This window comes from Vibrio sp. zbq_1, from assembly GCF_043102935.1.
GTDB lineage: Bacteria > Pseudomonadota > Gammaproteobacteria > Enterobacterales > Vibrionaceae > Vibrio > Vibrio parahaemolyticus.
Map to the genome: position 1 here is coordinate 140230 of NZ_JBICJH010000026.1, position 26114 is coordinate 166343.

General features: G+C 45.0%; 28 protein-coding genes. 15 read left to right on the forward strand and 13 right to left on the reverse strand.

Going from position 1 to position 26114, the window contains the following annotated elements; translation table 11 throughout:
* Window positions 1-10: 10 nt before the first annotated feature.
* Window positions 11-331: an STAS domain-containing protein gene (locus tag ACF8CV_RS13225; protein ID WP_005454817.1), complete on the reverse strand. Its 321-nt coding sequence runs from the start codon at window positions 329-331 to the stop codon at window positions 11-13.
* Between the two features lie 376 nt (window positions 332-707).
* Between ACF8CV_RS13225 and ACF8CV_RS13230 the strand changes: the two genes are divergently transcribed.
* Window positions 708-1550: a DNA ligase gene (locus ACF8CV_RS13230; RefSeq protein WP_017448527.1), complete on the forward strand. Its 843-nt coding sequence runs from the start codon at window positions 708-710 to the stop codon at window positions 1548-1550.
* On the opposite strand, the gene ACF8CV_RS13235 is transcribed toward ACF8CV_RS13230, so the two are convergent.
* Entirely contained in the window at window positions 1540-2550 is a 1011-nt protein-coding gene (locus tag ACF8CV_RS13235; protein ID WP_171056001.1) for a DUF3080 domain-containing protein, read from the reverse strand. The two genes, ACF8CV_RS13230 and ACF8CV_RS13235, sit on opposite strands and share 11 nt — an antisense overlap.
* A gap of 142 nt (window positions 2551-2692) precedes the next feature.
* On the reverse strand, window positions 2693-4063 hold the full coding sequence (locus ACF8CV_RS13240) for an MATE family efflux transporter (RefSeq protein ID WP_015296717.1): 1371 nt from the start codon (window positions 4061-4063) through the stop codon (window positions 2693-2695).
* Between the two features lie 287 nt (window positions 4064-4350).
* Between ACF8CV_RS13240 and ACF8CV_RS13245 the strand changes: the two genes are divergently transcribed.
* On the forward strand, window positions 4351-4962 hold the full coding sequence (locus ACF8CV_RS13245; RefSeq protein WP_020840658.1) for a riboflavin synthase: 612 nt from the start codon (window positions 4351-4353) through the stop codon (window positions 4960-4962).
* Window positions 4963-5070: 108 nt separating this feature from the next.
* Here the strand turns inward: ACF8CV_RS13245 and ACF8CV_RS13250 are convergent, their stop codons facing one another.
* Together ACF8CV_RS13250 and ACF8CV_RS13255 are read right to left on the reverse strand one after the other, a co-directional pair.
* The gene (locus tag ACF8CV_RS13250; protein ID WP_005396219.1) at window positions 5071-5265 is read right to left on the reverse strand and encodes a CPXCG motif-containing cysteine-rich protein; all 195 of its coding nucleotides are present in this window, start codon (window positions 5263-5265) and stop codon (window positions 5071-5073) included.
* Window positions 5266-5548: 283 nt separating this feature from the next.
* Window positions 5549-6415, reverse strand: a complete 867-nt coding sequence (locus ACF8CV_RS13255) for a fructosamine kinase family protein (RefSeq protein ID WP_054389447.1) — start codon at window positions 6413-6415, stop codon at window positions 5549-5551.
* 224 nt (window positions 6416-6639) lie between these two features.
* Here ACF8CV_RS13255 and ACF8CV_RS13260 point away from each other — a divergent pair, with 224 nt between their 5' ends.
* The 3 genes from ACF8CV_RS13260 (at window position 6640) to ACF8CV_RS13270 (ending at window position 9058) form a co-directional block, all read left to right on the forward strand.
* Window positions 6640-7611, forward strand: a complete 972-nt coding sequence (locus tag ACF8CV_RS13260; RefSeq protein WP_005488594.1) for a response regulator — start codon at window positions 6640-6642, stop codon at window positions 7609-7611.
* Window positions 7611-8573 (forward strand): sensor domain-containing diguanylate cyclase, encoded by a 963-nt coding sequence (locus ACF8CV_RS13265; RefSeq protein WP_005453915.1) that lies wholly within the window; start codon window positions 7611-7613, stop codon window positions 8571-8573. The genes ACF8CV_RS13260 and ACF8CV_RS13265 overlap by 1 nt, the downstream gene beginning before the upstream one ends.
* 140 nt (window positions 8574-8713) lie before the next feature.
* Window positions 8714-9058 carry a DUF3802 family protein gene (locus tag ACF8CV_RS13270; protein ID WP_005453925.1) on the forward strand — a complete coding sequence of 115 codons (345 nt, stop codon included), beginning with the start codon at window positions 8714-8716 and terminating at the stop codon, window positions 9056-9058.
* A 62-nt stretch (window positions 9059-9120) separates the two neighbouring features.
* Here the strand turns inward: ACF8CV_RS13270 and ACF8CV_RS13275 are convergent, their stop codons facing one another.
* Window positions 9121-9615, reverse strand: a complete 495-nt coding sequence (locus ACF8CV_RS13275) for an NlpC/P60 family protein (protein WP_015296721.1) — start codon at window positions 9613-9615, stop codon at window positions 9121-9123.
* 134 nt (window positions 9616-9749) lie between these two features.
* On the opposite strand from ACF8CV_RS13275, the gene ACF8CV_RS13280 reads away from it, so the two are divergent.
* The 6 genes from ACF8CV_RS13280 to ACF8CV_RS13305 all read left to right on the forward strand — a co-directional run bounded on the left by ACF8CV_RS13280 (window position 9750) and on the right by ACF8CV_RS13305 (window position 14172).
* On the forward strand, window positions 9750-11768 hold the full coding sequence (locus ACF8CV_RS13280) for a methyl-accepting chemotaxis protein (protein WP_392417229.1): 2019 nt from the start codon (window positions 9750-9752) through the stop codon (window positions 11766-11768).
* Between the two features lie 207 nt (window positions 11769-11975).
* On the forward strand, window positions 11976-12395 hold the full coding sequence (locus ACF8CV_RS13285) for an NUDIX domain-containing protein (RefSeq protein WP_025534427.1): 420 nt from the start codon (window positions 11976-11978) through the stop codon (window positions 12393-12395).
* Window positions 12385-12798, forward strand: a complete 414-nt coding sequence (locus ACF8CV_RS13290) for an NUDIX domain-containing protein (protein WP_025500062.1) — start codon at window positions 12385-12387, stop codon at window positions 12796-12798. Before ACF8CV_RS13285 ends, ACF8CV_RS13290 begins: the two co-directional genes overlap by 11 nt.
* Window positions 12799-13266 (forward strand): hypothetical protein, encoded by a 468-nt coding sequence (locus ACF8CV_RS13295; protein ID WP_171056000.1) that lies wholly within the window; start codon window positions 12799-12801, stop codon window positions 13264-13266.
* Window positions 13267-13528: 262 nt separating this feature from the next.
* Complete coding sequence (locus ACF8CV_RS13300; RefSeq protein WP_005495070.1) at window positions 13529-13909, forward strand: hypothetical protein; 381 nt, start codon at window positions 13529-13531, stop codon at window positions 13907-13909.
* A 44-nt stretch (window positions 13910-13953) separates the two neighbouring features.
* Window positions 13954-14172, forward strand: a complete 219-nt coding sequence (locus ACF8CV_RS13305; RefSeq protein WP_025588324.1) for a hypothetical protein — start codon at window positions 13954-13956, stop codon at window positions 14170-14172.
* A 92-nt stretch (window positions 14173-14264) separates the two neighbouring features.
* Here ACF8CV_RS13305 and ACF8CV_RS13310 read toward each other — a convergent pair whose 3' ends face one another.
* Window positions 14265-15092, reverse strand: a complete 828-nt coding sequence (locus ACF8CV_RS13310; RefSeq protein WP_138938696.1) for a sterol desaturase family protein — start codon at window positions 15090-15092, stop codon at window positions 14265-14267.
* Between the two features lie 154 nt (window positions 15093-15246).
* Between ACF8CV_RS13310 and ACF8CV_RS13315 the strand changes: the two genes are divergently transcribed.
* Together ACF8CV_RS13315 and nagK are read left to right on the forward strand one after the other, a co-directional pair.
* Window positions 15247-15996, forward strand: a complete 750-nt coding sequence (locus tag ACF8CV_RS13315; RefSeq protein ID WP_083110760.1) for a tRNA-uridine aminocarboxypropyltransferase — start codon at window positions 15247-15249, stop codon at window positions 15994-15996.
* 173 nt (window positions 15997-16169) lie between these two features.
* Window positions 16170-17078, forward strand: a complete 909-nt coding sequence (gene nagK, locus ACF8CV_RS13320) for an N-acetylglucosamine kinase (protein ID WP_023625024.1) — start codon at window positions 16170-16172, stop codon at window positions 17076-17078.
* 204 nt (window positions 17079-17282) lie between these two features.
* On the opposite strand, the gene ACF8CV_RS13325 is transcribed toward nagK, so the two are convergent.
* The 6 genes from ACF8CV_RS13325 to ACF8CV_RS13350 form a co-directional block, all read right to left on the reverse strand.
* Entirely contained in the window at window positions 17283-17549 is a 267-nt protein-coding gene (locus ACF8CV_RS13325; protein ID WP_005377584.1) for a DUF2960 domain-containing protein, read from the reverse strand.
* A gap of 74 nt (window positions 17550-17623) precedes the next feature.
* Entirely contained in the window at window positions 17624-19402 is a 1779-nt protein-coding gene (locus tag ACF8CV_RS13330) for a bifunctional molybdopterin-guanine dinucleotide biosynthesis adaptor protein MobB/molybdopterin molybdotransferase MoeA (RefSeq protein ID WP_138938695.1), read from the reverse strand.
* Complete coding sequence (gene mobA / locus ACF8CV_RS13335) at window positions 19399-19986, reverse strand: molybdenum cofactor guanylyltransferase MobA (protein WP_025504675.1); 588 nt, start codon at window positions 19984-19986, stop codon at window positions 19399-19401. The genes ACF8CV_RS13330 and mobA overlap by 4 nt, the downstream gene beginning before the upstream one ends.
* Window positions 19964-20683, reverse strand: a complete 720-nt coding sequence (locus ACF8CV_RS13340; protein ID WP_025522065.1) for an energy-coupling factor ABC transporter ATP-binding protein — start codon at window positions 20681-20683, stop codon at window positions 19964-19966. The genes mobA and ACF8CV_RS13340 overlap by 23 nt, the downstream gene beginning before the upstream one ends.
* Before the next feature lie 50 nt (window positions 20684-20733).
* Window positions 20734-21432 (reverse strand): ABC transporter permease, encoded by a 699-nt coding sequence (locus ACF8CV_RS13345; protein WP_005396188.1) that lies wholly within the window; start codon window positions 21430-21432, stop codon window positions 20734-20736.
* A 6-nt stretch (window positions 21433-21438) separates the two neighbouring features.
* On the reverse strand, window positions 21439-22257 hold the full coding sequence (locus tag ACF8CV_RS13350; RefSeq protein ID WP_005479446.1) for a substrate-binding domain-containing protein: 819 nt from the start codon (window positions 22255-22257) through the stop codon (window positions 21439-21441).
* A 325-nt stretch (window positions 22258-22582) separates the two neighbouring features.
* Here ACF8CV_RS13350 and ACF8CV_RS13355 point away from each other — a divergent pair, with 325 nt between their 5' ends.
* Entirely contained in the window at window positions 22583-24034 is a 1452-nt protein-coding gene (locus tag ACF8CV_RS13355; protein ID WP_005453875.1) for a sigma-54 dependent transcriptional regulator, read from the forward strand.
* Window positions 24024-26063: a cache domain-containing protein gene (locus ACF8CV_RS13360; RefSeq protein WP_025503769.1), complete on the forward strand. Its 2040-nt coding sequence runs from the start codon at window positions 24024-24026 to the stop codon at window positions 26061-26063. Before ACF8CV_RS13355 ends, ACF8CV_RS13360 begins: the two co-directional genes overlap by 11 nt.
* Window positions 26064-26114: the final 51 nt, after the last annotated feature.

Genomic DNA, 26114 nt, shown 5'->3' on the forward strand with positions numbered 1-26114 from the left:
ACCGGTATTTTTAGTGTCCTTTTGAATTGACGGGAATGGCATGGTTGATACGTAGCAAGCTCATGATTTCTAATGGCTGACCTGATACGTTTTCAATACTCATGCTTCGTTCACGTTCAACTAGGCGCTTATATAAGTAAACAATGGCACCAATCCCTGAGGAATCAAGAAATTGGACGTGCTGGAGGTTGATTTCGACTTCTTTGTGATGATTGTTGTGAATTACTTCATCAATGTGATGTTGGGCTTGACGACAGCCGTTTGCATCCAAGTCACCAAAAATCTCAATCGCTAGTTTGTCTTGGGTGATTTCAAGTTTGCGTAGTTCCATGATCCTATCTCCATTTAGGTTCTTTCCTAATCTCGTAGAGCAGGGAGCGTGCCAAAATTTAAATTCAATAATTTCAATCAATTAAAGTGATGGCAGTGTGATGTTCAAATTGAGAAACGCCCAGTTCTCAATTTGAGAATCAAAAATGAACGATGATTTAGATGCAGATTGAAAATTGAAGAGGAGAGTTTGGCTTTATAACCGTGCCATTAACGTGAGCTGAAAAAACAAATGCAATACCTGTCTAAACTTTATGATTTACATTGCAAACCATTACTTATGTTGATTGTTATGAGTCGAATAATTAACACTGACAAATAGGTAAATCGGTGGAGTTACGTTTCAATAAAGATGCTTTTTTGTACAAGGTTCTCCCATGCCATTAAAAATGACATTGATTGCCCTTGCCGTTATGGCATCTGCGCAGCCCCAAGCGAATACACCTATAGCTCCGCCCGTCTCTCTTGCTGAAACCTATCAAGATGGAATAGATGTTTCTGAGTATTGGTACAGTGAGAAACTCGATGGAATTCGAGCCTACTGGACAGGTCAACACCTCGTGACCCGCAACGGAAACCGAATTTATGCGCCCGAGTGGTTCACTGAGTCACTTCCGAACTATCCATTGGATGGTGAGCTTTGGGCCGGACGCGGAAATTTTCACATTGTTCAGCAAACCGTTCTTGATAAAACACCAATTGATAGCGCGTGGCGCGAAATCGATTTTATGGTGTTTGACATGCCGTATTCCGCAGGAGATTACCGAAAACGTTATTACAACATTCAGGATTTAGTGTTTGATATTGATGAGCACCACATCAAATACGTTGAGCACCGAGCCATCCAAAACGAGCAACATTTGTTTGCTCAACTGGATAAAATTTCCTTGTCCGATGGCGAAGGCGTGATGCTGCGTAAAGTGTCGAGCCGTTACCAAGCGGGCAGAGGAAGCGACTTACTTAAGCTAAAGCGCTACGCCGACACGGAAGCTCAAGTGGTTGGCTACAAACCGGGAACGGGGCGTTTGCTTGGGATGATGGGCGCAATGCTCGTGCGTTTGCCAGATGGTACAGAGTTTTACATCGGCAGCGGTTTTACGGATGAAGTTCGTCGCCATCCGCCGAAAATCGGCTCTACCATTACGTTTAGATACAACGGGTTTACCCAAACGGGGAAACCAAGATTTGCTCGCTTTTTGAGAGAACGATTCAAGGAGTAGGTGAGTTTCCCACTACCACGCCACAACGTTTAAAAAGACCCTGCCAGAACTTAACATGTTCGAGGGTCTTTGTTCTAAATTGCTCATGCGCTTTTATCACGCCATAACTTTCCCCATGAAGTTCCATTCTCTGCTCAATGATCATTGCACCATCATTCAACTGCTGATATGTACTGTCGACAAAGGCGAGGTATGGCTGTACTTCTTCAACATAAATTGACTGGAAAACATTTTTCAAATAGCGAAATTGTGTGGTGTCTCGATTCTTTCCACACACAATGCGCTCCTGATTTCCTTCTAGCAATTTTGTGGTGACATCAAGCCACTCAGAAGTGCTGTTCAAAGTGAAGTAAACCTTACCCATCAAGCGAGACTTTTCCATTTCCTCTTGATATTGCACGAAGGAGAAAGAGGGTAAGCGCGAAATGCCCCCTTTAGGCGTCTCATACATGGCATTTAGCGCATGAAAGGTTTCACTGACATGAGCAGTTTGATTCCGGCTTTTGGCTGATAACCAACTTGAAGCGGTGAGTTGCTTGCGCATGCTTTCGCTTGTGAGGAGAACGTTATCAAGATGAACGGGAAGATGCTGCCATTTTTGTTCATACAGGCGAGTTAACGTCGTGCGTTCGTCTTCGCTCAAGGGGTATTCAGTCAAACAACCATTGAGCGTGTTGAGCAAAGTGGTCTGGTAATCCAGGTCATGGAAAGGATCTTGTACTTTGCCCAATTGGGAGTTCTTTTCCGCAATCAGGTTGAACAGGCCGCATTTACGCAGCTGGTAACTCTCTAGTAACCCTAGCGACAATCTTGGCAGCTCTTGATACAAAGCCCTTTTATCAGGAATCGTGATAGCGGAAGCCTCGTCCAGCTCTCTCGGGGGAACGTCGAGTACGTTCGCTAAACGTTGATGGTACTTTTCAAAGATTGCGCGCTCTGGATTCGTCCAACCGTTGCAACCGCTGAGCAAAGCGAGTAATGCGAAGAATAGGATTTTCACGAACTTCCTTGTCTGTTTGCTTGTGTTACTCAATTAATGCATTGTCAAAAAGTATACCTAACAACTTGCCATGAAGATCAAAAAAGCCAGCGAATGCTGGCTTTTATGTTCTGTTGTAAACCGTCACCAATGGCGAGCAGAATTACTGCAGAGAAAAGTTAAGTTGTACATCGGGCTCTTGACGGTGCATCCAACGAAGGCGAACACCAAGCATTAACGCAGCTGCGGTCAGGCCGATGATAAAGCCAAGCCAGAAACCTTGCGCGCCCATTGGTTCAACAATCCAATCTGTACGACCAAGAATGTAACCAGTAGGAAGGCCAAGAATCCAATACGCGATGAACGTGCGGTTGAAGATCGCGCGCATGTCTTTGTAGCCACGAAGTGCACCGGCTGCGATGACTTGAACGGCGTCTGTGCATTGGTAAACCGCGGCAAACAGCAATAACTGCATCGCTAGTGTGATTACTTCTGGGTTATTGGTGTAAAGCTCAGCAATCAGTTCTCGAGACAGTACTGTGATGATCGCTGTAATCGTTGCTAAAGCAAGACCAACCATAATACCGACGCGAGATGCAACGCGTGCTCCGTCGACATTTTCTTCACCCAAACGGTGGCCAACGCGAATACTTACCGCAGCACCTACACTCATTGGCAACATAAATACCAACGAAGAGAAGTTAATCGCAACTTGGTGCGCCGCAACGATGATTGGGCCAAGTGGTGATACCAACAGCGCCACTACAGCAAACAGTGTCACTTCAAAGAACAGTGCCGCTGCAACAGGGAAACCCAGTTTGAACAGGCGAACTTGCGCTTTCCATTGTGGTTTATGGTATTCGCCAAACACATTGATGCTTTTTAGTCGTGATGACGTCATCACATACGCCAACAGCAACGCGAACATAACCCAATAGACGATGGTGGTTGCTACGCCACAACCTACGCCACCCAACTCAGGCGCGCCAAATTTACCGTAAACGAAAATCCAGTTAAGCGGGATGTTCAGTAGCAAACCAATAAATCCAATCACCATCGCTGGCTTGGTTAATGACATACCATCAGTGAAACTGCGCAGAGTTTGGAAGAGAAGAAAAGCTGGCACAGCGAAAATCACAGCATGAATGTAGCCGACGGTTTTATCTGCCATCACAGCTTCTACGTCCATCAATTGTAGAATGAACTGTGTTTGCAGTAACACACCAATGATCGGGATACTGATTAACAACGCAAGGACAACACCTTGCTGAATTTCAAATGGGATCTTTTCGCGACGCGCAGATCCGTTAAGCTGCGCCACAACAGGAACCAAAGCCATAAGCAGGCCAATACCAAACAAAATAGATGGCAGCCAAATGCTTGAAGCGACAGATACCGCAGCCATGTCAGTTGCGCTAACGCCACCTGCCATTACGGTATCGACAAAACCCATGCCCGTTTGAGCGACAGACGCGATCAATACAGGGGTAGCCAATTTAATTAGACTCGATGCTTCTTCTTTATAGCGATGCACGAAAAATACTCCAGAGCGGAACAATAAGATTGAAAGAAAGGGAGTGCTCGAGGACAAAAGATGTGATGAACTGATCTGATGGTTGATTTTAGTCACGATAAGGTGAAAAAATGCCTCGGAGAAACTCCGCGCAAATGATAAACAATTGTATGTGCATATGCTATACCTAAGCGATTCTCATTTTGGCTTTCTTCGAAGGATTGTTTAGGTATAGAAGGCAAAATGTCGCGGGACTTCAGTGTCTGTGCGGATAGCCAACGTTTATATTGCATCAGTAGGTAAAAGACATGTTTACAGGAATAGTGCAAGGAACAGCGAAGGTTGTTCAGATTGATAAGAAAGAGCGTTTTCAAACTCACGTCATTGAACTCGATGGCGCGTTAATCGAAGGGTTAGAAATTGGTGCGTCTGTAGCGCACAATGGCTGCTGTTTAACTGTGACGAACATCGATGGAAATCGAGTCAGCTTTGACTTGATGCAAGCCACGCTTGCGTTGACCAACTTGGGGCTTCTCGAAGAAGGAAGCGCCGTTAACGTTGAGCGCGCTGCTAAATTTGGTGACGAAATCGGTGGGCACAGTATGTCTGGTCACATTAGCTTAATGGCAAACATTGTGGATGTGATTGATACGCCGAACAACCGCACAATTTGGTTTGAGTTACCACAAGAGTCGATGAAATATGTTCTTGCGAAAGGTTACATCGGTATCGACGGTTGCTCGCTAACCATTGGAGAAGTTGAAGCAAACCGTTTCTCTGTACATTTGATTCCTGAAACTTTACAAAGAACCTTGTTTGGCAGTCGACAGGTGGGTGACAAGGTGAACATTGAATTCGATCCACAAACTCAAGCTATCGTTGATACTGTTGAGCGCGTACTGGCGGCTAAACAGTTGTAGCTGGAACGCAGATTTGGCCTTATAGATTGGCCTCATATAGATGAAGAAAAAGGAGCAAAGAGGCTCCTTTTTCTATTTTAAATGGATTCAAAACAATACCGAGTGTGGCTACTCGTAGTTGTCATCAATAAACAACTCGACTTTATCTTGAAGTTCGTCCACGCGCATATTTAAATGAATCGCATGGCAACAAGCCGGGCAATCATCATAAAACTCTTGATCCCCATTACTGGCATCCAATGTTATGCCTATTGAGTGCCCACAATGCGGGCACTTAACATGCCTTTCAGTATAATTTTTCATACAACAACTCCTAGTATTGCAGGGCTTTTAAAACTCAATATTTAAGGAAGTACAGCCCTTTCACTTACTTTGCCTGACCATTCACAAATCGCGTAAACGCCATTTATGCCAACGGCTCAGGCACAATCTAAAGATAAGTTACTTAGATATTAGGTGGACTTGTTGCTAATTGATTCGAAATAAGTACAAAACTTGACCCCAAACTCAACCTTGAATCTGGGGTCTGTAGCTTGAGTGATGTGCCTCGAAAATTGACACAAAGCAGTGACTTGTGCCTTCCAAATTAGTAAGAAATAATTTTATTGATAGTGAGCTGAGCTTGCTCCAAATAATGCCCACCGAACAAATTACAATGATTGAGGATGTGATAGAGGTTGTAGATATCTTTTCGTTCATGATAGCCAGGCAGCAATGGCATCACCGATTCATACCCTTGATAAAACTCAGGTTGGAACCCTCCAAACAATTCAGTCATCGCGATGTCGCATTCTCGGTCCCCCCAATAGCATGCAGGATCGAAACAAATCGGGCCAAACGCGGTGAGGGCAACATTACCATTCCATAAATCACCATGTAGAAGAGACGGTTCTGGCGTATGGTTCGCAAGAAGCTGTTTTACAACGTCAATAAAGTCGTCGATATCAACTAGCGTCACGCCTTTCTCTTTTAATAACTGCAGTTGCCAACCAATACGTTGCTCAGCGAAGAACATGCACCATTTTTTGTGCCATTGATTCGGCTGCAGGGTGGAACCGAGATAATTGTCGGTATCGAAACCAAACTCTTTCTGTTCTCCCCATTGATGCAGTTGAGCTAATTGCTGACCAAATTTGAAGTTGTTTTCAGGGTCATCTAAGGGTTTGGTAGGAAGGTAGTTTAAAATAATGAAAGCGTTGTTTTTGGTCTTACCGACCAATACCACTTCAGGGACAAATATTGTCGAAGTTTCGCGTAACAAGTGCAGGCTCTCGGCCTCAACTTCAAACTTGTGCAAGAATTCTCGGTCGTTGATTTTGACAAAATAGCGTTGCTCACCGTCGTTTATCATATAGCTTTCGCTAATGTCTCCGCCGGATAGTCGAACTTTTTCGGTGATCTGATATTCAAACAGTAAAGTATCAGAAAGTTGTTGCGATATTGCTTGCCACATACAAAACCTCGCGAATCTATTTGACCACCAATAGTTTAGGATAAACGACAAGAGATTGGCGCGGAGTTGAGCATACTTCGGCAAGAAAACTTTGATTAAAAACACCTATTTTTTATAAGTGTGAATCAAATCTCCTATAAGCCTATGATTTGTCGGCTTAACATATGGAGCAATTTGTTTACAACAGGTATGATTATTTTTTTGACTTTAGTTCCATTGGTGGCATGAAAATACTGATATGTGATGACTCGGCGGTTGCTCGTAAGCTTATCGCTCGAACCATCGTACAAGATACCTCATTGCACCTTATCGAAGCCCAAGACGGGAATGAGGCGCTGAAAATCTTAGCCGAACAAAATATTGACGTTTTGTTCCTCGATTTAACGATGCCCATTATGGACGGTTTCGAGGTTCTTGAGTCTTTACCCGTAAGCCATTATCCAACTCAGATCGTGATCGTGTCGGGTGATGTACAACAAGAAGCAAAGCAGCGCTGCCTAGAGTTAGGGGCAATGGATTTTATCGCAAAGCCGTTGTCAGAAGAACAAGTCATCCCGCTGTACGAGCGTCTTGGGTTGCATTATGCACAGCGAACATCAATGGAGCTTAATTCTGCACAAAGCCAAGAAGAGCTTTCATCCCTTGCCAAGTTTCGTGAAATTGCCAACATTGCGCTAGGCAAAGGGGCGGCCATTATGGCTGATCACTTGCATGAGTTTATCCAGTTGCCAGTTCCGCATGTTGGGCCATTGTCCTATGGTGAATTGCATATGACGCTGGTGGACGTGATTGGGCGAGATAGCTCTGTAGCGGTTTCGCAGCGCTTTGTTGGCGGCGGCATACACGGAGAGGCGTTGGTTTGCCTACGTGGGAAAGATATCAATCAAATTGGCGAAAGGTTGGGGTATCTGCTCGAATTTACGCCTCATAATGAAATTATTTTAAATGTCTCTAACTTGCTGGTTTCGTCATTCCTAACCTCTTTAGGGAACCAACTTGATAAGCAGTTTTCACTTCGTCAGCCGGGCATCGTCGATACAATCACTCCTTACAATGAAGAACAAGGAGAATCAGGCGAACTCTTTACCATCGAATATACCTACATGGCGGAAGCGCTCGATTTTGAGTGTGAAGTATTATTTCTAATAGACAAACCATCAGTAGAGATTATTTATGAAATCATGGAGTTAATCTGATGTCCGATATCACGCTGGACATAGCAGACTTTCATTGGGTCACACAAATTTTAGATACCATGGATTCTGGGCTCATTGTTCTTGATCCAGAATATAACGTGTGTGTCTGGAACAGCTTTATGCAGTCTTACAGCGGTGTGCTGTCTCAAGATATTTTAGGTCAATGCTTGTTCGATCATTTCGACGAACTACCACGAACGTGGTTGGAAACGAAACTAAAGGCCTCTGCTGATCTTGAGACTCGTTCCTTCTCCAGTTGGGAAAACCGACCATACCTTTTTAAATTCAACAACTTTTCACCGGTTTCCAACAGCTGTGACTTTATGTTTCAAGACATCGTTATCACGCCATTGCGTTCACTTTCTGGCGAAGTAAGCCATATTGCGATTCAAGTGAACGATGTTTCCGAAACGGCGAGAAACCGAATCCATTTGCGAGAAACCAATCAGCATTTGTCTGAGATCAGCAGAAAGGATGGTTTAACAGGTTTGTTTAATCGAGCATTTTGGGAGCAATCATTAAAAGATGAGTTTGCGCACCTCAAAGTGATCGACGGACCATGTTCTCTGGTTATCTTCGATATTGACCACTTTAAAAAAGTAAACGACACCTATGGCCACCCAACGGGTGACGAGGTAATTCGTCGTACTTCTGCTTTACTTCGTAAAACCGCGCGCAGCAGTGACATTTGTGGCCGCTTTGGTGGCGAAGAGTTTACTGTGCTATTACCGCATACCAATCAAGAGCAAGCATGCTATTTTGCCGAGCGATTACGTAAGAGAATTGAGCAAGAGATCGTGAAAGTAGAAGATTTTTTGATTAATTACACGATAAGTATTGGTGTTTGCGAGTATAAGCCTTATTTTGAAAGTCATACTCAATGGTTAAAGAGTGCTGATGCGGCGTTATACCGCGCAAAAGAAAATGGGCGAAACCAAACTTGTTTGCATGAATGCGATTAACCTAATTGGTTGAAAAGCATCCAGTTAGCGCATGAATGTTTATTAATATGAAATAAGTTAATGAAATTTTCTCGGCATGTCTTACTATTGAAACTAATTCGCTTTCAGCTACGAAGGCTTGCAATAAACGGAGAAAAACAGTGGTTGTAGAAACCGATGGGTATCTCGCTCTCATTGAGCATTTGTCGCTTAATCTAGATATTTTCACAACGGAAATTGGCGATACAGGTTCCGAAAGCATCGAAGATGTGGTTACTGACATGGTTGCTTCAAACATCATGGCGATCTTTGAGCAAAACCCTGAACTTCACTCAAGCGTACGTTTTAAACTGCTAAAAGAAGCAGATGCCGTTGTAGAAGACCTTGGTGAAGTGCTAGCGGGTGTGTGGAGCAAGAAAGCAACGAACGAACAGATTGCTTTTCTAGATGAATACATTGCGTTAGTGAAAAACCTATTTGATACCGCAGTCGCCACTTACGACTAATGTTCAAATGCCGAGTATGCCCCCTAATATTCAGCTAAACACTATTCCAACAATAAGAAGGGTTACAAGGTAACTCTTCTTACTTGCCAAAACTTGGACGCCCAGTAAGGGTTGTCTATTCTAGAAATAATTACCCCTTTAGACGTAGATGCGTGCATAAACTGCTTGTTCCCCAAGTAGATTCCAACGTGGTAGGTGCTTCGTCGAGTTTTAAAAAACACCAAATCTCCTTGTTTGGCATCCGTCCAACTCAGCTCAACGCCTTGTGTGGATTGCTGCTTTGTCGTCCTTGGTAGGGCGAGTTGATACGCTTCGACAAAGGCTCTTTGAACGAAAGCCGAGCAGTCGATTCCAGATTTTTGCGTTCCGCCAAGTCGATAGGGCGTGCCGTGCCACTCGTTGTAAAACTGAAACAAGTCAGGGTTATTAGACAATAACTGATTGGTGGGTACAGTTACTTCAACCTGTTCACTCGGCTCTGGGCCAGACGAACAAGCTGAAAGTAGAGCACTGATTATCAAAGGAAAATATATACGACGCAAATCTTCACCTGTCATCTGTATGACTCATAACTGAAATATTAATGTCATAACCAATCCATAGTATGGGCTGAAAATCACGGTTTTGTCTCACATGTGTGACGGATTCACGACAAAGCCGACTCAACCTCAAGAAAGAATAAAAATTGATTATGGCAACGCGCAAACGCTCACGCACATCGCTTTCACTGATTCAGACTATCAGCGCAACATTTTTAACTATCATCGCACTTGTTATAGCCCTTTCTGTCTCAAGTTTCAAAGGAATGGGGCAGGTTGGAGAACAATTTGAAGATTTGTCTCAAAAAGCATTACCGATTGCGATGGCCAATGCGACTCTGACCAGAAATGTGTTGGAAATGGTGAAACTGCTCAACTATGGAATGCAGGTAACGGAAGCGAAAGAGTTGCCGCTTGTAGAAGCGCAAATTGAAGCGCTGGCGAAACAGACAGAAGGTCTGATCGAGAAAACATCCGAAGTCGCTCCACAGCTTTCCAATGAGTTAAAAGATAAAGTGGAGACGTTGCACCAAATCACAAACTCCATTTTACTCAAGCAATCCGCAGTGATTCAGATGCAAGGGCACATCGATGCGAATGTTGGTGGTTTTCGCTATGGACTGAGTTCCATCGGCCCAGAGATGAACAGAATTAGCTCATTTTTAAGCCTGGACGATCCTGAGTCGAGTGACGCGGCAAACCGTTTTATTGCATCTGCGAGTTCGATGGAAAGCACTTTCCTTGTAATGATGATGCATACCGATTTACCTAAAGCAGAGAAAGAATATCGGGAGATGCGAAATCGGATTGCGGGGATTAACCTTGCTTACGAAGATTTCAAAGCCCTACACCCTGAAGTCAGTGACTACGCCAGCTTGACAGCGCCTTATGAGATGGTGAAATCAGGCTTTGACGACGAGGGCATTTTGCAACTCATTCTTGCCAAGTTGGCCCAAAGCGAACAACAACAGCGTGAGTTTCATCAAGCGTCGTTATTAGCTGATGAAACCATGAGGCTCTTGGATAGCATTTCGCAGTCGGCATCGAACTTGATTGATGAACGCGAAGCCATGGTCAATAACACCATAGGCAGCGTCAGCATGATGGTTCTTGTCGCGGCGTGTGTTATCTCTCTGGTTATTTTGGTCTCTTGGTTCGGGCTAAAAACGTGGACAAACCGAGGCTTGAAGAATGTGCTGGTACGTTTGTCCGCATTAACTGACCACGATTTTCGTGCCAAAGCAGATGAGATGGGCCCCTTTGAGCTAAAAGAGGTCGCACGCAAATTGAATCAGGTGATCGATTCAACACACGACTCTATCCAAACGGTTACACGTAACTGTGAGACGCTTTATCAAACCGCAGAAATCAGCCACGATGCAGCTGAGCAAACCAATGACGGTCTAACGACGCAAAACGAAGCGTTGGCGAGCATGGTGACTACGATTTCTCAGCTAGAGGCGTCCATACGTGAAATTGCGACAGTAACGAATGCTTCGTCAGAAGATTCATTACTTGCTACACGACATACCGAAAAAGGTGTCCAAGTTGTCGAGCAAAACCGCAAGCGGTTGGAATCGTTAGAAAGCTCTTTGGATATGAATGAACAATCAATGTTAGAGCTAGACCAGCGTGTTAAGCAGATTCGTGAAATGGTCGATATGATCAGTGGTATCGCGGAAAACACCAATTTACTTGCGCTGAATGCGGCCATCGAAGCTGCTCGCGCAGGTGAACAAGGGCGCGGGTTTGCGGTTGTCGCGGATGAAGTCCGTAAACTGGCAAAGGATACCTCCCAGCAAACGACCAATATTCGTGAAATGATGAGCGAGCTTATTACTGCGGCAGAGCGTTCTCGCCAAGCGGTAAACGATTCGCGAGAAGAAATGACCCACGCGCTGCATTCCAGCAATGAAGTGAAATCGACGTTCTCTGACATCAACCTCGCGGTTAAGCATATTCAAGAGCGTGTTGAGCAGATCTCTGTTGCCACGGAAGAGCAAGAACGTGCGACGGCGGATGTGTCTCAATCCATCAATAATATTTCCGAGCTTGGAGAGCGTACAAAGCTACAACTTGAATCCATGGTTGAAAGCTCTGAACAAGTGGCAGAAATTGCAGGGCATCAACAAGCGATGTTGCATAAATACGAGCTACATCAGTCCGCCTAAGTGACATGTTTTTATCTTCTATAAGCAGAACTTCGGTTCTGCTTTTTTGTTGCTTCTACGTACCTTCTCATTGCTATTCAAATCGCAAAAGTGAGCTATATCGCATCTTGCTCATTTCTTAAGGGCTGAGTTATCACTACGTGGTGTTAATGCTATGTCGGTAAAACAAGATGGCTAGAATGTTGTCCGAATTCAAAGGAATGAATCATGCAACTATTACAAAGAGCCAGCCTTATACTGGTTAATCATCAGCAAGAACTTTTGCTTATCCAGCGTTTTCAAAACGATAGACATTATTGGGCTTTTCCAGGCGGTAGTGTTGAGGTTGGAGAGCAGCCTGTTGAAGCTGCGAAAAGAGAAGCGCTGGAAGAAACCTCATTGGAACTCAATCGAGTCCAAAAGGTTTTTGAGATCGAAAACCAAGGTCGCTTAGAAACCTATTTTCTTTCTTATGTAGGGAGCTCAAAAGTGAAACTGGGGGTAGGGCCGGAACAAACCAGACAGTCAGACGTTAACCAGTATCATTTAAAGTGGGTGCGTTTAGATCAACTTCATACGATTCCTTTATATCCAGAGCAAGCCAAAGTCTTCTGTTTAGACAACGAGGAGTGGTTTTATGATCGATAAAGTCTGTCCCGTCGTTCTGCGTAAGCAAAACCAAGAGATCCTACTTTTTCAGCACCCCTTAGCGGGTATTCAACTCGTCAAGGGAACGGTTGAGACGTTTGATGAAAGTTACATCACGGCTGCAAAACGGGAGCTGGCTGAAGAATCTGGGATTACGCACGTTATCTCCGCTCGGTATTTATGTTCATGGGACAGTGGCTTTCAAAATCAAGCATGGCATTTTGTTTTGTGTGAGTGTGCAGACCTAGAGGATTCATGGACGTTTCATACGAAAGACGATGGCGGACATGATTTTGCGTTTTTTTGGCACGATATAGGGAGCGATATTTCCTCACAGGCGCATACTGTTTTTCAGCACGCACTGGAAAAAGTTCGAAAACTGATAGACCAAGGGGTGGTGTAAGTGAGGTTGCAAGTTGGAGGTTTAACAAAGAAGCACTTGTTAAAGCACCTGAGTAAAAAAGGTGTTCAATTGAATGCCTTCGCCCAACAACTATTTGATGATGACAAAGTCGAGTGCGCAGATGAGATTCAATCGTTCTTTTTAACGATAAAAACACCGTTTGACTTCGGACTTTATTTTGGCGCGACCCTTGGAGAAATGATTGAAGCGGCGTCGACACAAAATCTATCACCTTGCCCTTTAGTTGTTGCGCCATACCTCCGTTTACAAGAAATTGACTTGGCGAAGGGAGAGTACCTTACTGTGGTGTCTTCCCCGCTTTCGAATGACAAAGCTTATCCTCGTGGTTTGTATCTACGGGATCTCGACGACGGATTCTGGCTACGAGGCTTTAGATGTTCGGACGATTGTATCTTTCCGCCGTCGATAAAATTTGTTTTTGTGTCTGAGATCGCGAAGGAGTGTTGAGTGTGACATATCTTTATCATCGCGAGCCCGACAACCTTTCTCACCTAATATCGAGGGAAAACTAGCGGATTTGAGCGAAGTGCCAAAGCAAACACTATGCTTCTATCAGAAGCGAATAGATAAGGGAGAGCATCCGTTACTCTCTTTCGCACGCCTCGTGTACGGTTTAAAGGCACTGTCGATCTCAAAAATGGCTATGGGATTACAAATGTTTAACTGACTTCTATATGCTTTGCGCATTCTTTCAGATAAGGAAACGATAATGGATAAATTCGTAGTGTTTCTCTTATGCCTTTTTATGACGATAGGTGGCGTGGTTCACCTGTATGACAACATCGTTGATGGCTTTTTGCCTTACGATTTTGCTCCGCGTTGGCTAAACATTTATTGGAGCGCATTAGGTCTTTTAGATTTGTTAGCGGTGTACTTATTAGTGAAACATCGCCGAGTGGGTTTGGTGTTGATGCTATTGATTTTGATGACAAACGTTATTTTTAGTTCACACGCTCACTATACATTAGAAATATTGGACAACAATGTGGCTCTGCAAATGAAAACGCTGTTCTTGGGCTTTTCGTTGGGCGTTTCCATCTGGCTTTGGAATGCGCGAAAGCACCAGCAATCGCGTCAGATATTTCGTTAACTTTATCTACTCACACATTTAAGGATTATCAACAGGGATTCGTTATGAACGATTTTAAAGACTTGGCGAGTTTTGCCGGTTTTAGTGCGTTAACAGGTTTGAGTTTTGGCACCATTTTCTTCAGTCTCACTTTTGTGTACAGCTCCTTCGAAACGCAGCAACACGTCAACACTAGCGCTTTAGTTTGTGCTGTTTTTGGCGTCATAGGCTTGGTTGTTGGCATTACGCAATTAAATAAAAAACGCCAATTAGTCGAAAGTTAATTCGACAAGTCTTTCGGTGGATGGGGTCTCCAAAACTCTATAATAAACTCTGTGATTTGTTTTTTGTTGGTTACTCCATCTACGTTTGTCTTTTAATCATCATTCTTGCCCTTGCCTTCGCGATAACGAAAAGGCTGTGTCAGCAGCTTATCCAATCTTTGCTCGCTCGCTTCCCTGATCTCAGGCACGCCAATCACGACATCGTTATGTCCAAGCGCTGGTTGTGCACGATACGTTCCAAACCATCTATCCCAAACGGAAAGGAAAAAACCAAAGTTCGAATGGGTTTCCTTCACAATCACCGAATGGTGCACGCGGTGCATGTCTGGTGTCACAATGACTTTTCGCAGTTTCTTATCGATAGATAACGCAAGTTTTGCGTTACTGTGATTGAACATTGCACTCGCATTTAGAATGATCTCAAAAACCACAATCGCGAGAGGTGAAACACCAAGAATGAATACCGAGGCGATTTTGACAACCATCGAGATGATGATTTCAATTGGATGAAAACGCGCGCCAGTTGTGACATCGATATCCAAATCGGCATGGTGCATACGATGAATTTTCCATAGCGGTTTAACGCGATGAAAAACCAAGTGCTGAACATAGATGATGAGATCGAGAACAATCACAGCAAGCAACACATTTAACCAATCGGGCAGGGACAGAAGATTGAATAGTCCCCATTGCTGATCATGAGCAATGGCCGCAGCTTGAAACGCAGCGATAGGCATCACTAATGCAATGATCGCGCTGTTTAGGGCGACCAAAGAGAGGTTGTTTAACCAGCGAAAGGAACGTTTGACGGTGAGCGTCTTTCTTGGGAGCTTGTTTTCCCAAAGAGTACACAGCAACAATACGCCAATAAAACAGCTAAGTCGCAACCAAGATGGGTCGGTAAACGTGTTTTCAGTCACTGATCTTTCCTTCTTCTACGCATTTGTCGCAATAGACCTTAACTAACGTGAGATTCTTTCAATGTTTGGTCTTTAGAGTAATAACGCTGCCGCCTTGTGAGCGAGCGGTTATACCAGTAGAATCGCGCTCTCGTTTTTATTTGGCATTTCCTTCATGAGAATCCACGCTTTCCATCGTTTATATCAGTATCGTCAATCCATCTCAACGAAGCCTTTCAATGCTCGTGGATGCAAAGTTCAGCGCTGCCCATTCTGTCAGGTTTCAGAGCAGCATTGTTTATGTGAATTGCAACCTGATATCGATAGCAATGTCGCGTGCATGCTGATTGTGTCTGAGAACGAAGTGTTTAAGCCAAGCAATACAGGCCGATTGATTGCTGATACGGTGAAAGAGACTTACGTGTATCAATGGAATCGCACTGAACCTTCACAAGAGATGCTTGATCTTTTGTCCAACGATGACTACCAGCCTGTCATTGTCTTTCCTGCCGATTACGTTGATCAACCTGAGCGATTGCTAGATGGATTACACGCTGAGTACTTACATCGCACTGATGGTAATAGCAAAAAGTGGTTGTTGATTTTTATCGATGGTAGTTGGCGTGAGGCGCGAAAAATCTTCCGTCGCTCTGAGTTTTTACAGTCTCTACCAGTCCTATCTATCGAGCCGGAGTGTTTATCAGAATACATCATGCGCCGTTCTGAGAACGAGCAGCATCTTTCGACAGCTGAAGTCGCGACTTTAGTTTTGAAACAAGCCGGGGAGAACAAAGCATCGGAATGCCTTCAATTGTGGTTTGAAGCCTTTAGAGAAACCTACATGCTAACCAAGACCCGAGTCAAAAACGATCCTAATCGACCGCATTTGAAACGTTTCAAAGAGTGGGTGAAAACCGAGAGCTGACTCTAAGGAATGAACTTTTGTTGATGGCATGTTGTTCAACTGACTTCAGCGAGGGGATAAATCTGCATTCGGTCACGGTTTGCAGGCGTACAGATATGGATAATGCCACTAGTTTATACTTTTGACTCCAGCCATTTTGGGAGTCGTTTAAGCATTTTTTAGGAGAGAAATACATGTATTACGGCTTTGATGTCGGCGGCACTAAAATTGAATTTGGTGCATTTAACGAGAAGCTTGAGCGTGTAGCGACGGAACGTGTACCTACACCAACAGACAACTACGAGCTGCTGGTTGATACCATTGCGGAATTGGTTAACAAATACGATGCAAAGTTTGGTTGCGAAGGCACCATTGGTCTTGGTCTACCTGGCATGGAAGATGCGGACGATGCAACGGTATTAACAGTTAACGTTCCTGCGGCGAAAGGCAAACCATTGCGAGCGGATCTTGAAGCGAAAATCGGTCGCAGCGTAAAGATTGAAAACGATGCGAACTGTTTTGCGCTATCAGAAGCATGGGACGAAGAGCTTCAAGATGAACCTTCTGTACTTGGTTTGATCCTAGGTACTGGTTTTGGTGGTGGTTTTATCTACGATGGTAAAGTTTTCTCTGGTCGTAACCACGTAGCAGGTGAGGTGGGCCATACTCGTTTACCTATCGATGCTTGGTTCCACTTAGGCGAAAACGCACCTCTATTGGGCTGTGGTTGTGACAAGAAAGGTTGTTTAGACAGTTACCTTTCTGGCCGAGGCTTCGAACTTCTTTATGCCCATTACTACGGTGAAGAGAAGAAAGCGATCGACATCATTAAAGCGCACGCAGAAGGTGAGGCGAAAGCTGTTGAGCACGTTGAGCGTTTTATGGAGTTGCTGGCTATCTGTTTTGCAAACATCTTTACAGCGACTGACCCACATGTTGTTGTGTTGGGTGGTGGTCTTTCCAACTTCGAATTGATTTACGAAGAGATGCCAAAACGTATTCCTAAGTACCTGCTTTCTGTCGCGAAGTGTCCGAAAATCATCAAAGCAAAACACGGTGATTCAGGTGGTGTACGTGGCGCTGCGTTCCTAAACATCAAGTAGTGACTGAAACCTTACTCGATATAAAGTAAGAAGAAATTTAAAGCCCCGTTTAGACCATCAAGGTAAAGCGGGGCTTTTTACTTATATATCGAAGTAACTCATATACCCAAGTAACTTCTGTATGTTCGGGTATAGAGCACGAACAAAAATAGCATGCATAAAAAAACTCGCGACGAATCGCGAGTTTTCTGTTTGCAGCTAAGCTTATTTGTTCTTTTTGCCTACGCCTAGGTTTTCTTTTTGAGCTAGGGTGATTTTACTAAAGCCTAATTTTCTGAAGTAGTTATCGCGGTAGTTGCGCACCGCTTTAGTGTCAGACACTGCTTCGATTTGTTGCTCCATCTTTAGGAACTCAGTGATATCGATACCTTCTGCTTCTGCAACCGCTTCTTGAATGTTGCGGTGCTGCTGGTATGAGAACGTCAGTTCTTTGTCTTGGTCTTTGTAAGTGTAAAGAATGGTGCGAGCCATAGCTGTCTCTCTGAAAAGGTTTCTGTATTAAACAAAAAGGCCAGACTCGCTGACCTTTGAATTTCTAGTTTGGGCTAGATTCTGCCTTGAAGTGGGATGATTGTCACGCTTTCTCCCGCTTTTACTGTATCAATAGCTGGGGCGATTTCGATTAAACAGTTTGCTTCACTCATTGAGCGCAAAATACCAGAGCCTTGCTTGCCTGTTGTACGAACGGTTAAACAGCCAGTGTCATCCAGTTCATAGATTCCTCGACTAAACTCGGTACGACCTTGGCGAGAGCGAAGGTTCTCAGTCGCGATGGCATTCACTTTCAGAGGCTTCCAGCCTTGTTCGCCTTGCATCTTACGCAGTGCAGGCTCGACAAAGTTAATGAAAGAGACCATCACGGCAACAGGGTTGCCCGGCAGACCAAAGAACGGCTTGTTGTTGATTTGACCAAACGCTAGTGGACGTCCCGGACGCATGTTGATTCGCCAAAAATCGATTTGACCAAGTTTATCCAAGGCAAGTTTGATGTAATCCGCATCACCAACGGATACGCCACCAGAAGTCATAACCACGTCCGCTTGCGCCGATGCGTTTTCCAACGCTTCAATCATTAACTGTTCGTTGTCTTCCAGAATGCCGAAATCCAAGATCTCGCAGCCGAGCTTTTCAAGCATGCCCATGATGGTAAAACGGTTGGAATCGTAGATAGAATTCGCTTTTTGCTCTGTTCCCGGCGCTTGTACTTCGTCACCAGTGGAGAACACGGCAACTTTCAATTTGCGGAACACATTCGCTTCACCAAAACCAAGCGAAGCGATCATGCCCATTTCTGGAGAGGCTAGGCGAGTGCCTGCGGTAAAGACGTCACTGCCGATAGTGAGATCTTCACCTGCTTGACGAACGTTTTGGCCTGCTTTGATATTCGCACCGTCAAAGGTGACCTTGTCACCTTCTTGAGAGGCTTGCTCACGCATGACCACTGTGTCGCCGTTAAGTGGTGTTGGTGCGCCGGTCATGATTTTCACCGCTTGACCAACTTCAAGAGGCTGATCGTAAGCATGGCCCGCCATCACTTCAGCAACCACTTGGTAGCTATCACGGTCAACATCATCACTGCGGATGGCATAACCGTCCATCGCGGAGTTGGTGTATTGCGGCACATTTACTGGTGAAACGATATGTTCCGCAAGAACGCGGCCATAGGCGTTTTCAATCTTGCATGCTTCTATTTCCGAAACCGTGTTCACCAAAGAAAGGATTTTTTCTTGGCCTTGAACCACAGAAAGGAAAGCCGGAGAAAGTGTGTCGCAACATGCGACGTCTTTCTCTTTAGATTTTGGTGCTTTTGCATCTTGAACGTATTGAAGAACAAATTGAGCGATGGCATCCAAATCATTGATGTTCATTTGAGGGAGCTCAGAATCTAACCCCGCACTGTCTGAAGCGATGGCAATGATGTTTTCATCGTGAGGGTAAAGCCAAGGTTTACCCACTTCTTCACGGTGCAATTCAATTTTAGGAAACGCGATGTTTTTACAGCCTTCAACCAAAACCACATCGAGCTTGTCTTCATCAAAACGAGTTAAGAGGTATTCAAACTCCGCTTCGGCTTCTGGCGTTTCTGTCATTAACGCAAAACGGTTGCGAGAAGCAATCAGCATTTGAGACGCGCCGGCTTTGCGTAAACGGTAGCTGTCTTTACCCGGCTTATCGACATCGAAGTTGTGGTGCGCATGTTTTAGCATGCCAATGCGTAAACCTGCTTCAGTCAGCTTTGGCAATAGGGCTTCAAGTAGCGTGGTTTTGCCTGTGCCTGAATAAGCTGCAAAACCAAGAATAGGAATGTTTAGCGTGTGTTTCATGATTCTAATTGTCCAAATTGCGCCAGTTCTTCCGGGGTGTTCAAGTTGACGAAACAGTTTGGTGAGTCGCTAAAGTCAACGTAACTGGTGTTGCACTCTTTGTAGAGCAGAATGATTTTGCGGTCGCCACGTTCTAAAAATGCGGTGAGTTTTGGCAGTACGCGTTTGTGGTAGAGCGTGAAAACAGGTTGCTGATGGTCACCATCATGAGCGACCAAAATATCGCTGTCTTCTTTGACTGCCTGGCAGAAACGCTCGACAAGGTCGGTGTTAATTTGTGGACTATCGCAAGGTACAAATCCGACCCAGTCAGTTTCAGCATGCACCAAACCCGCGTGAATACCGCCCATAGGTCCAGGGAAATCTTTGAATTGATCACTAAATACGAAACCAAATTTGCTGTACGCATCTTGGTTTCGATTGGCATTAATTAAAATGCGTGGTGTTTGTGGAGATAAACGTTCAATAACGTGTTCGATGAGTGGCTTCTGATTTAATTCAATCAGACCTTTATCTTTTCCACCCATACGGCTGGCTTGGCCACCAGCCAAAATGACCCAACTAGTTTGTGTTGGTTGAAGCATATGCATTCTCTTGGGATGTTTCTTTTGGTATGACATACAACAGAGGAGACTCTATCAAAGTCTTGTCTTTAATCCACCACTGTTTTTTACATAAGTCGGTCAGAGCGTTGGTTTGATGGCTTGTCACTACGATACTGGAACCACGATCCAAAAGATCTTTTGCCATCACCACCAATCGTTCAATGGACTCTTTGTCTAAAGACGCACTTGGCTCATCCATCAATAAAATCGACGGTTTTAAGATCCAAGCTCTTGCCATGGCAACACGCTGTTTTTCACCGCCGGACAACACGGAGATATGTTCGTCCGCTAATGTTTCTAAACCTACCATGCGTAGTGCGTGAATAACTTGAGCGCGCTTATCTTTTGGTGTGTCTTGTTGATATTTCACTCCATAGACTACGTTCTCATAAACAGTGCCATCAAAAAGGTAAGGAGATTGATGGAGATAAATCACATCGACACGGCCGTTTCGGCGCGTCAGTCTTTTCAGCCACGTATCTTTTGGTGCAACAACATCGCCAGTAGAAGGTTTTAGCAAGCCAGCAAGGATTTTGAGTAGGGTAGTTTTGCCCACACCATTGTCACCCTTGAGATAAATGGCATCATTTGGGCCGATGGCTAACTCAGGGATGTGGAAAAGCACGCGCTCTTTAAAGCGCATGGATAACTGCTCGGCGGTGATTTTTATAGTCATAATGCGCCTCTACATGGGGTTAATGGTGAGTCGTTTGTTTGCTTCATGTTCTATGTTCTGAGGTAGCCTTTGCCTCTCATGCTTGATAAGAAGAAGTTTAGTGCCAACGCTAAAGATAGTAATACAATTCCTAATGCAACTCCTTGCGCAAAAGCACCTTTGCTGCTTTCCATTGCGATAGCGGTCGGAATATTGCGCGTCACGCCCATAATGTTTCCGCCTACCATCATTGAGCAGCCCACCTCGGTTACGATACGTGAGAACCCTGCAATGATAGCTGCGAGTAGAGGAAAGCGGGTTTCCCAAATCATCGTAGCGGCCACGCGCGGAATGGAGACGCCTAGGGTGATGGCGGTTTCAACTGCGCGACGGTCGCTAGATTGCAATGCACCATGCATCATCGATACCAAAACAGGGAAGCAGATCACCATTTGGCCGAAGATCATCGCCTTCTGAGTGAACAGCATTTGCCAGTCTCCCCAAGGGCCAGCGCGTGATAGCAACATATACAGCAAAAGACCAATCACGACGGTAGGAACCGCTTGCAGCGTATTCACGATCGACAGCAAAAACCATTTGCCGCGAAAGTCGGTATACGCCAGTACAAAGGACATCAAAATAGCCGGCAATACAACTAAGGATATTGCCGTGATAGAAACACTAAAGGAGACCGCGACGATCTCCCATAGGTCTGCATCAAAATTCACCAGCAAGCGAAGCGCTTCCAGTGTTGTATCAGCAAGATTCATATTGCGTTATTTGCTCTCAGCATTCGCAACAAACAGTTGTTTACCGTTCAGGCGGAAACCATTGATAAGTTCCTGACCGCGAGGGTTCACCAACCAATCACTGAAAGCTTTTGCGCCTTGGTAGTTGATTGTTGGGTAGCGCTCAGGGTTAACAAGAATAACTTGGTACGGGTTAAACAGTTTTTCATCGCCTTGGAACAGAATTTCTAGATCCAATTTGTTTTGGTAAGCCAACCATGTACCGCGGTCTGACATTGTGTAGCCTTGCATTTCAGACGCCATGTTTAGAGTTGGGCCCATACCTTGACCTACGCTGCGGTAGCCACCAAAGTTTGGTTCGATTTTAGTTTGAGCCCAAAAGCCCATTTCTTTTTTGTGCGTACCAGAATCATCGCCGCGAGAGATGAACGTTGCGTTTTTGTTCGCGATCTCTTTGAACACATCTAACACGCTTTCGTCATCTTTGATTTTTGCTGGGTCTGCTTTAGGGCCAACAATCACAAAGTCGTTGTACATCAGTTTACGAGGTAGAACGCCGTAGCCTTTCTCAACGAATGTGCCTTCGGCTTTTGGTGCGTGAGTCATCACCAAATCTACGTCACCGTTTTCGCCCATTTTTAACGCTTTGCCAGTACCGGCGGCAATAACATCGACTTTGTAGCCAGTGTCTTTTTCAAATTGTGGAAGTAGGTAGTCAAGCAAGCCCGAGTGGTAAGTACTGGTTGTAGTTGCTAGGCGGACGTGTTCAGCGTCTTGAGCAGAAAATGCAGAGTAGCTTACAAGCGTGATTGACGTTGCGGCCAATGTTAGCGCAATTTTTTTCATTTTTATGTGTTTCCTTTCCAATGATTCTTTGGCTTCTATCCGTCTAGGTGACAGCGAAGTCTCCGGAGCGATCTTGATTGCTCAAATCACAAGTTGCCTTAGGGTGTTGGAATAGCAAGTTCTCCAACATCCTGAGATCACTTTGATACCCCTTATAGCAAACAAGATGCCAACATTTTACAAGCCAAAAATGTTTGATTTATGCGCGGATTCATGGAGTTATTTGCACAAAAGTTTGCGTTGGTACAAAATGTCGCACTTTTTGTAGGGTATATCGTTTCAAACTTGGTACACTCTGTCCCATCCGAATCCATCTGGGGTAAATATGTCTACTCAATCCCATATTAGTACAAACCAACAATATAACGCCTTTTCCGTACTGGTCGTTGATGATGAATTGGGCATGCAAGCCATTTTAAAAAAGGCATTGGGAAAGCTTTTCTCACATGTCGACACCGCTGGCAGCATCGAAGAAGCAGAACAACTGCGCAATTCTCGCCATTATGATTTGATTTTGCTGGATATTAATCTGCCGGGGCGTTCTGGGATTGAGTGGGAAGAAGCGTTTGAAGATGATGAAAAACGCGCCGATGTGATTTTCATGACGGGTTATGCGGATCTAGAAATTGCCATTCGAGCGCTGCAGCTCGGAGCTTCCGACTTTATCCTCAAACCATTCAACCTTGAGCAGATGCTAAAAGCGGTCAGCCGCTGTATGGATCGCCGTTTGAACGAGCGCATGCAGTACGCCATGAAGCGTGATTATCAGCGTCACAATACTTCCGAGATCATTGGTGGTTCGGAAAAAACGCGTCAGCTCAAACAACTTATCACACAGTTTGCTCCATCACGTGCCTCAGTATTGGTTGAAGGCGAATCAGGTACGGGCAAAGAGTTGGTCGCGCGAGGCATTCACCAAGCAAGTGGGCGAACGGGCCCATTTGTGCCTATCAACTGTGGGGCGATTGCGCCAGAGCTACTCGAAAGTGAGTTATTTGGTCACACATCAGGTGCGTTTACTGGAGCGAAAAAGTCACGCGAAGGTTTGTTCCGCGTAGCGAATGGTGGCACTTTATTCCTTGATGAAATTGGAGAAATGCCGCTTTCCATGCAGGCATCATTATTGCGTGTGTTAGAGCAGCGTACAATTCGTCCTGTCGGTTCAGAAAGAGAGATCAGCATTGATGTCCGTATCGTGGCGGCAACCAACCGTAATCTGCAAGAAGAGGTCAACCAAGGCAATTTCCGCAGTGACCTGTATTACCGTTTAAACGTTCTGAAAATTGAAGTGTGTCCGCTGCGAGAGCGCAAAACCGACTTATTTGAGTTAGTGCCATTTTTCAGCAACATGCTGACGCGCGAGCTCGGTATGCCTGCGCCAAAATGGGCGCACGAAGACATGGAAGCCATGAGTGAATACGATTGGCCGGGCAACATTCGTGAGCTGAAGAACCTCATCGAGCGCTGCATTTTGCTTGGTAAGCCACCAGCGCATTACTGGCGAGAGCTGAACGGTGGTCATTCTCTGCCTAATGTATCGATTACCGTTTCTCACTCCGCCGAGTTACCAACTTTTAGAGAAGGCAAAGAATTTACTGGCGAAGGCTACCCAAACAATTGGACTTTAAAAGAAGTCGAGAAAGCGCATATCAAACAAGTCGTTAATTTGCATGAAGGCAATAAATCGGCAGCGGCGCGCGACTTAGGCGTTGCCCGCAAGACGTTAGAACGCAAATACAAAGAATGGGATTCTGAGGATGAGGGATATGCCGACTAACTGGCAGCAGCACAAAGGATTGTCGAAATGGACGCACCGTTTTAAAACCATGGTGCGTTATCGCTTATTGATTTTAACCTCTGCACCGATCTTCCTTACGTTGATAGCGCTGATCGGTATTACGATTTATTGGTCTATCCATTACACGTGGCAAAACGCGCTGCTGGATGTGTCAGAGCGTTTGGGTGTAGCAAATAACAGCGTGACGTTGTTACAACAAAAGCAAGCCAATTACGTGCGAGCGTTTGCTGACTCCTACGACTTCCGAACTCGAATCAATCAAGGGACACCACAAGACGAGCTACAAAAGTGGGTTACTGAACAGAAAAAACGTTACTCCCTAGACTTTCTCTCTTTCCAACGCGTTAATTCGATGGAAAACAAATTCCGTTTTATGGATCTCACCAAGCGCGAATCGTTTTTTGATGTACTCAATCGGGAAGAACTCGAACAGCTCGATCCGGAACTCGCCAAACGGGCCGAAGTGCCCATTCTGGCTGATGGTGGAATGGAAGCGCGCGGCTTGGTGAGCCGTACCGTTATTCCGGTATACAGCCAAGCGAACGATCTGATCGGCTTCCTTGATGGTGGTTTGCTCCTCAACAACAGTACTGTACTGGTGGATCAAATCCGCGATCTCATTTATCTCAGTGATAATGACCGCCTTCGCCCTGTGGGTACGTTGACCGTGTTTCTTGATGATTTGCGTGTGAGCACCAACGTTCCTCTAGACAGCGACCATAGGCTAGGGCGCGCTATTGGTACGCGAGTGAGTGCAGAAGTGTATAACCAAGTGCTCTCTCAAGGTCAGCAATGGGTCGACCGCGCGTATGTGTACGATGCGTGGTACATCACCGCTTATCAACCAATCAAAGACCAGTACGATAACGTCATTGGCATGCTTTATACCGGCTACCTGATGTGGCCATTTGTGAAAGCGTACATGACCAACATCGCCGAAATCAGCCTTATTACCTTAATGCTATTACTGGTTTCTGGCGTGATGGTCTATCGCGGTTCGCGTGATTTGTTCCGACCAATAGAGCGCATTCATAAAGTCGTTAAGCTCGTTCAACTTGGCAAAGAGAAACGTATTGGTCCGCTGGGGCTGGATGATCATCATGAGTTGGCGCAGCTGGCTAGGCAGTTCGACAATATGCTTGACGCCTTGGAAGATCGCAAAATCGAACTCAAAAATGCTGCAGCTCAGTTGGAGTGTAAAGTTCAAGAGCGAACGGCTAGCTTGCGAGAAAAAACTGAGGAGCTCGAACTTCACATTCAGTTGCTCAACCAAACCCGCGATAAGTTGGTAGTGCATGAAAAACTGGCGGCGCTCGGTGAGCTGACCGCTGGGATTGCACACGAAATCAATAATCCAACTGCGGTAATTCTTGGTAACGTTGAGTTGATTCACTTTGAGTTGGGTGAAGATGCGAATCGAGTTCAAGAAGAAATTGATGCAATTCACGCGCAAATTGACCGTATCCGCAATATCACTCGCAGTTTATTGCAATACAGTCGCCAAGGCGGTGTTCAAGATGAAATCACTTGGCAACATGTCAACCCTATCATTGATGAGAGCATCACATTGGTCAAAACCGGTACTAAGAAGCGCGACGTCGAATTTATTACCGATTTACAAGCGCATACGCCAGTCGAAATTAATCGCCATCACTTGCTACAAATTTTGGTTAACCTGCAAATGAATGCCATTCACGCGATGAACGGTAAAGGAAAACTGATCGTAATGAGTGAAGATTGGATTGAAGAAGGTGAAATAAAGGGCGCGGCGATTCATGTTATCGACGATGGTTGTGGTATCAAACCAGAAAACTTAAATCGAATTTTCTCACCGTTTTACACGACGAAACGCGACGGCACCGGATTAGGCTTGTCGGTTTCGCAAAGTATTCTCAGTCAAACCGGTGGCGAGCTGAAAGCCGAATCGGAGTGGGGTAAAGGAAGTACATTCAGCATCTATTTACCGAAGAAAGCCGAGCTACTGCTGGAAGTGACGAACATCGCGTAACGTAAACCAACGCCAGTTCCATCAAAAAAGGTCAGTGAAAACTGGCCTTTT

Excerpts from the sequence above, each read along its gene's own strand:
- ACF8CV_RS13330 (WP_138938695.1), bottom strand. The coding sequence starts at position 19,402 with ATGAAACACACGCTAAACATTCCTATTCTTGGTTTTGCAGCTTATTCA.
- mobA (WP_025504675.1), bottom strand. The coding sequence starts at position 19,986 with ATGCTTCAACCAACACAAACTAGTTGGGTCATTTTGGCTGGTGGCCAA.
- ACF8CV_RS13290 (WP_025500062.1), top strand. The coding sequence starts at position 12,385 with ATGATCGATAAAGTCTGTCCCGTCGTTCTGCGTAAGCAAAACCAAGAG.
- ACF8CV_RS13285 (WP_025534427.1), top strand. The coding sequence starts at position 11,976 with ATGCAACTATTACAAAGAGCCAGCCTTATACTGGTTAATCATCAGCAA.
- ACF8CV_RS13245 (WP_020840658.1), top strand. The coding sequence starts at position 4,351 with ATGTTTACAGGAATAGTGCAAGGAACAGCGAAGGTTGTTCAGATTGAT.
- ACF8CV_RS13230 (WP_017448527.1), top strand. The coding sequence starts at position 708 with ATGCCATTAAAAATGACATTGATTGCCCTTGCCGTTATGGCATCTGCG.
- ACF8CV_RS13250 (WP_005396219.1), bottom strand. The coding sequence starts at position 5,265 with ATGAAAAATTATACTGAAAGGCATGTTAAGTGCCCGCATTGTGGGCAC.
- ACF8CV_RS13325 (WP_005377584.1), bottom strand. The coding sequence starts at position 17,549 with ATGGCTCGCACCATTCTTTACACTTACAAAGACCAAGACAAAGAACTG.
- ACF8CV_RS13260 (WP_005488594.1), top strand. The coding sequence starts at position 6,640 with ATGAAAATACTGATATGTGATGACTCGGCGGTTGCTCGTAAGCTTATC.
- ACF8CV_RS13265 (WP_005453915.1), top strand. The coding sequence starts at position 7,611 with ATGTCCGATATCACGCTGGACATAGCAGACTTTCATTGGGTCACACAA.
- ACF8CV_RS13275 (WP_015296721.1), bottom strand. The coding sequence starts at position 9,615 with ATGACAGGTGAAGATTTGCGTCGTATATATTTTCCTTTGATAATCAGT.
- ACF8CV_RS13355 (WP_005453875.1), top strand. The coding sequence starts at position 22,583 with ATGTCTACTCAATCCCATATTAGTACAAACCAACAATATAACGCCTTT.
- ACF8CV_RS13315 (WP_083110760.1), top strand. The coding sequence starts at position 15,247 with ATGAGAATCCACGCTTTCCATCGTTTATATCAGTATCGTCAATCCATC.
- ACF8CV_RS13340 (WP_025522065.1), bottom strand. The coding sequence starts at position 20,683 with ATGACTATAAAAATCACCGCCGAGCAGTTATCCATGCGCTTTAAAGAG.
- ACF8CV_RS13360 (WP_025503769.1), top strand. The coding sequence starts at position 24,024 with ATGCCGACTAACTGGCAGCAGCACAAAGGATTGTCGAAATGGACGCAC.
- ACF8CV_RS13345 (WP_005396188.1), bottom strand. The coding sequence starts at position 21,432 with ATGAATCTTGCTGATACAACACTGGAAGCGCTTCGCTTGCTGGTGAAT.
- ACF8CV_RS13350 (WP_005479446.1), bottom strand. The coding sequence starts at position 22,257 with ATGAAAAAAATTGCGCTAACATTGGCCGCAACGTCAATCACGCTTGTA.
- ACF8CV_RS13255 (WP_054389447.1), bottom strand. The coding sequence starts at position 6,415 with ATGTGGCAAGCAATATCGCAACAACTTTCTGATACTTTACTGTTTGAA.
- ACF8CV_RS13305 (WP_025588324.1), top strand. The coding sequence starts at position 13,954 with ATGAACGATTTTAAAGACTTGGCGAGTTTTGCCGGTTTTAGTGCGTTA.
- nagK (WP_023625024.1), top strand. The coding sequence starts at position 16,170 with ATGTATTACGGCTTTGATGTCGGCGGCACTAAAATTGAATTTGGTGCA.
- ACF8CV_RS13280 (WP_392417229.1), top strand. The coding sequence starts at position 9,750 with ATGGCAACGCGCAAACGCTCACGCACATCGCTTTCACTGATTCAGACT.
- ACF8CV_RS13300 (WP_005495070.1), top strand. The coding sequence starts at position 13,529 with ATGGATAAATTCGTAGTGTTTCTCTTATGCCTTTTTATGACGATAGGT.
- ACF8CV_RS13225 (WP_005454817.1), bottom strand. The coding sequence starts at position 331 with ATGGAACTACGCAAACTTGAAATCACCCAAGACAAACTAGCGATTGAG.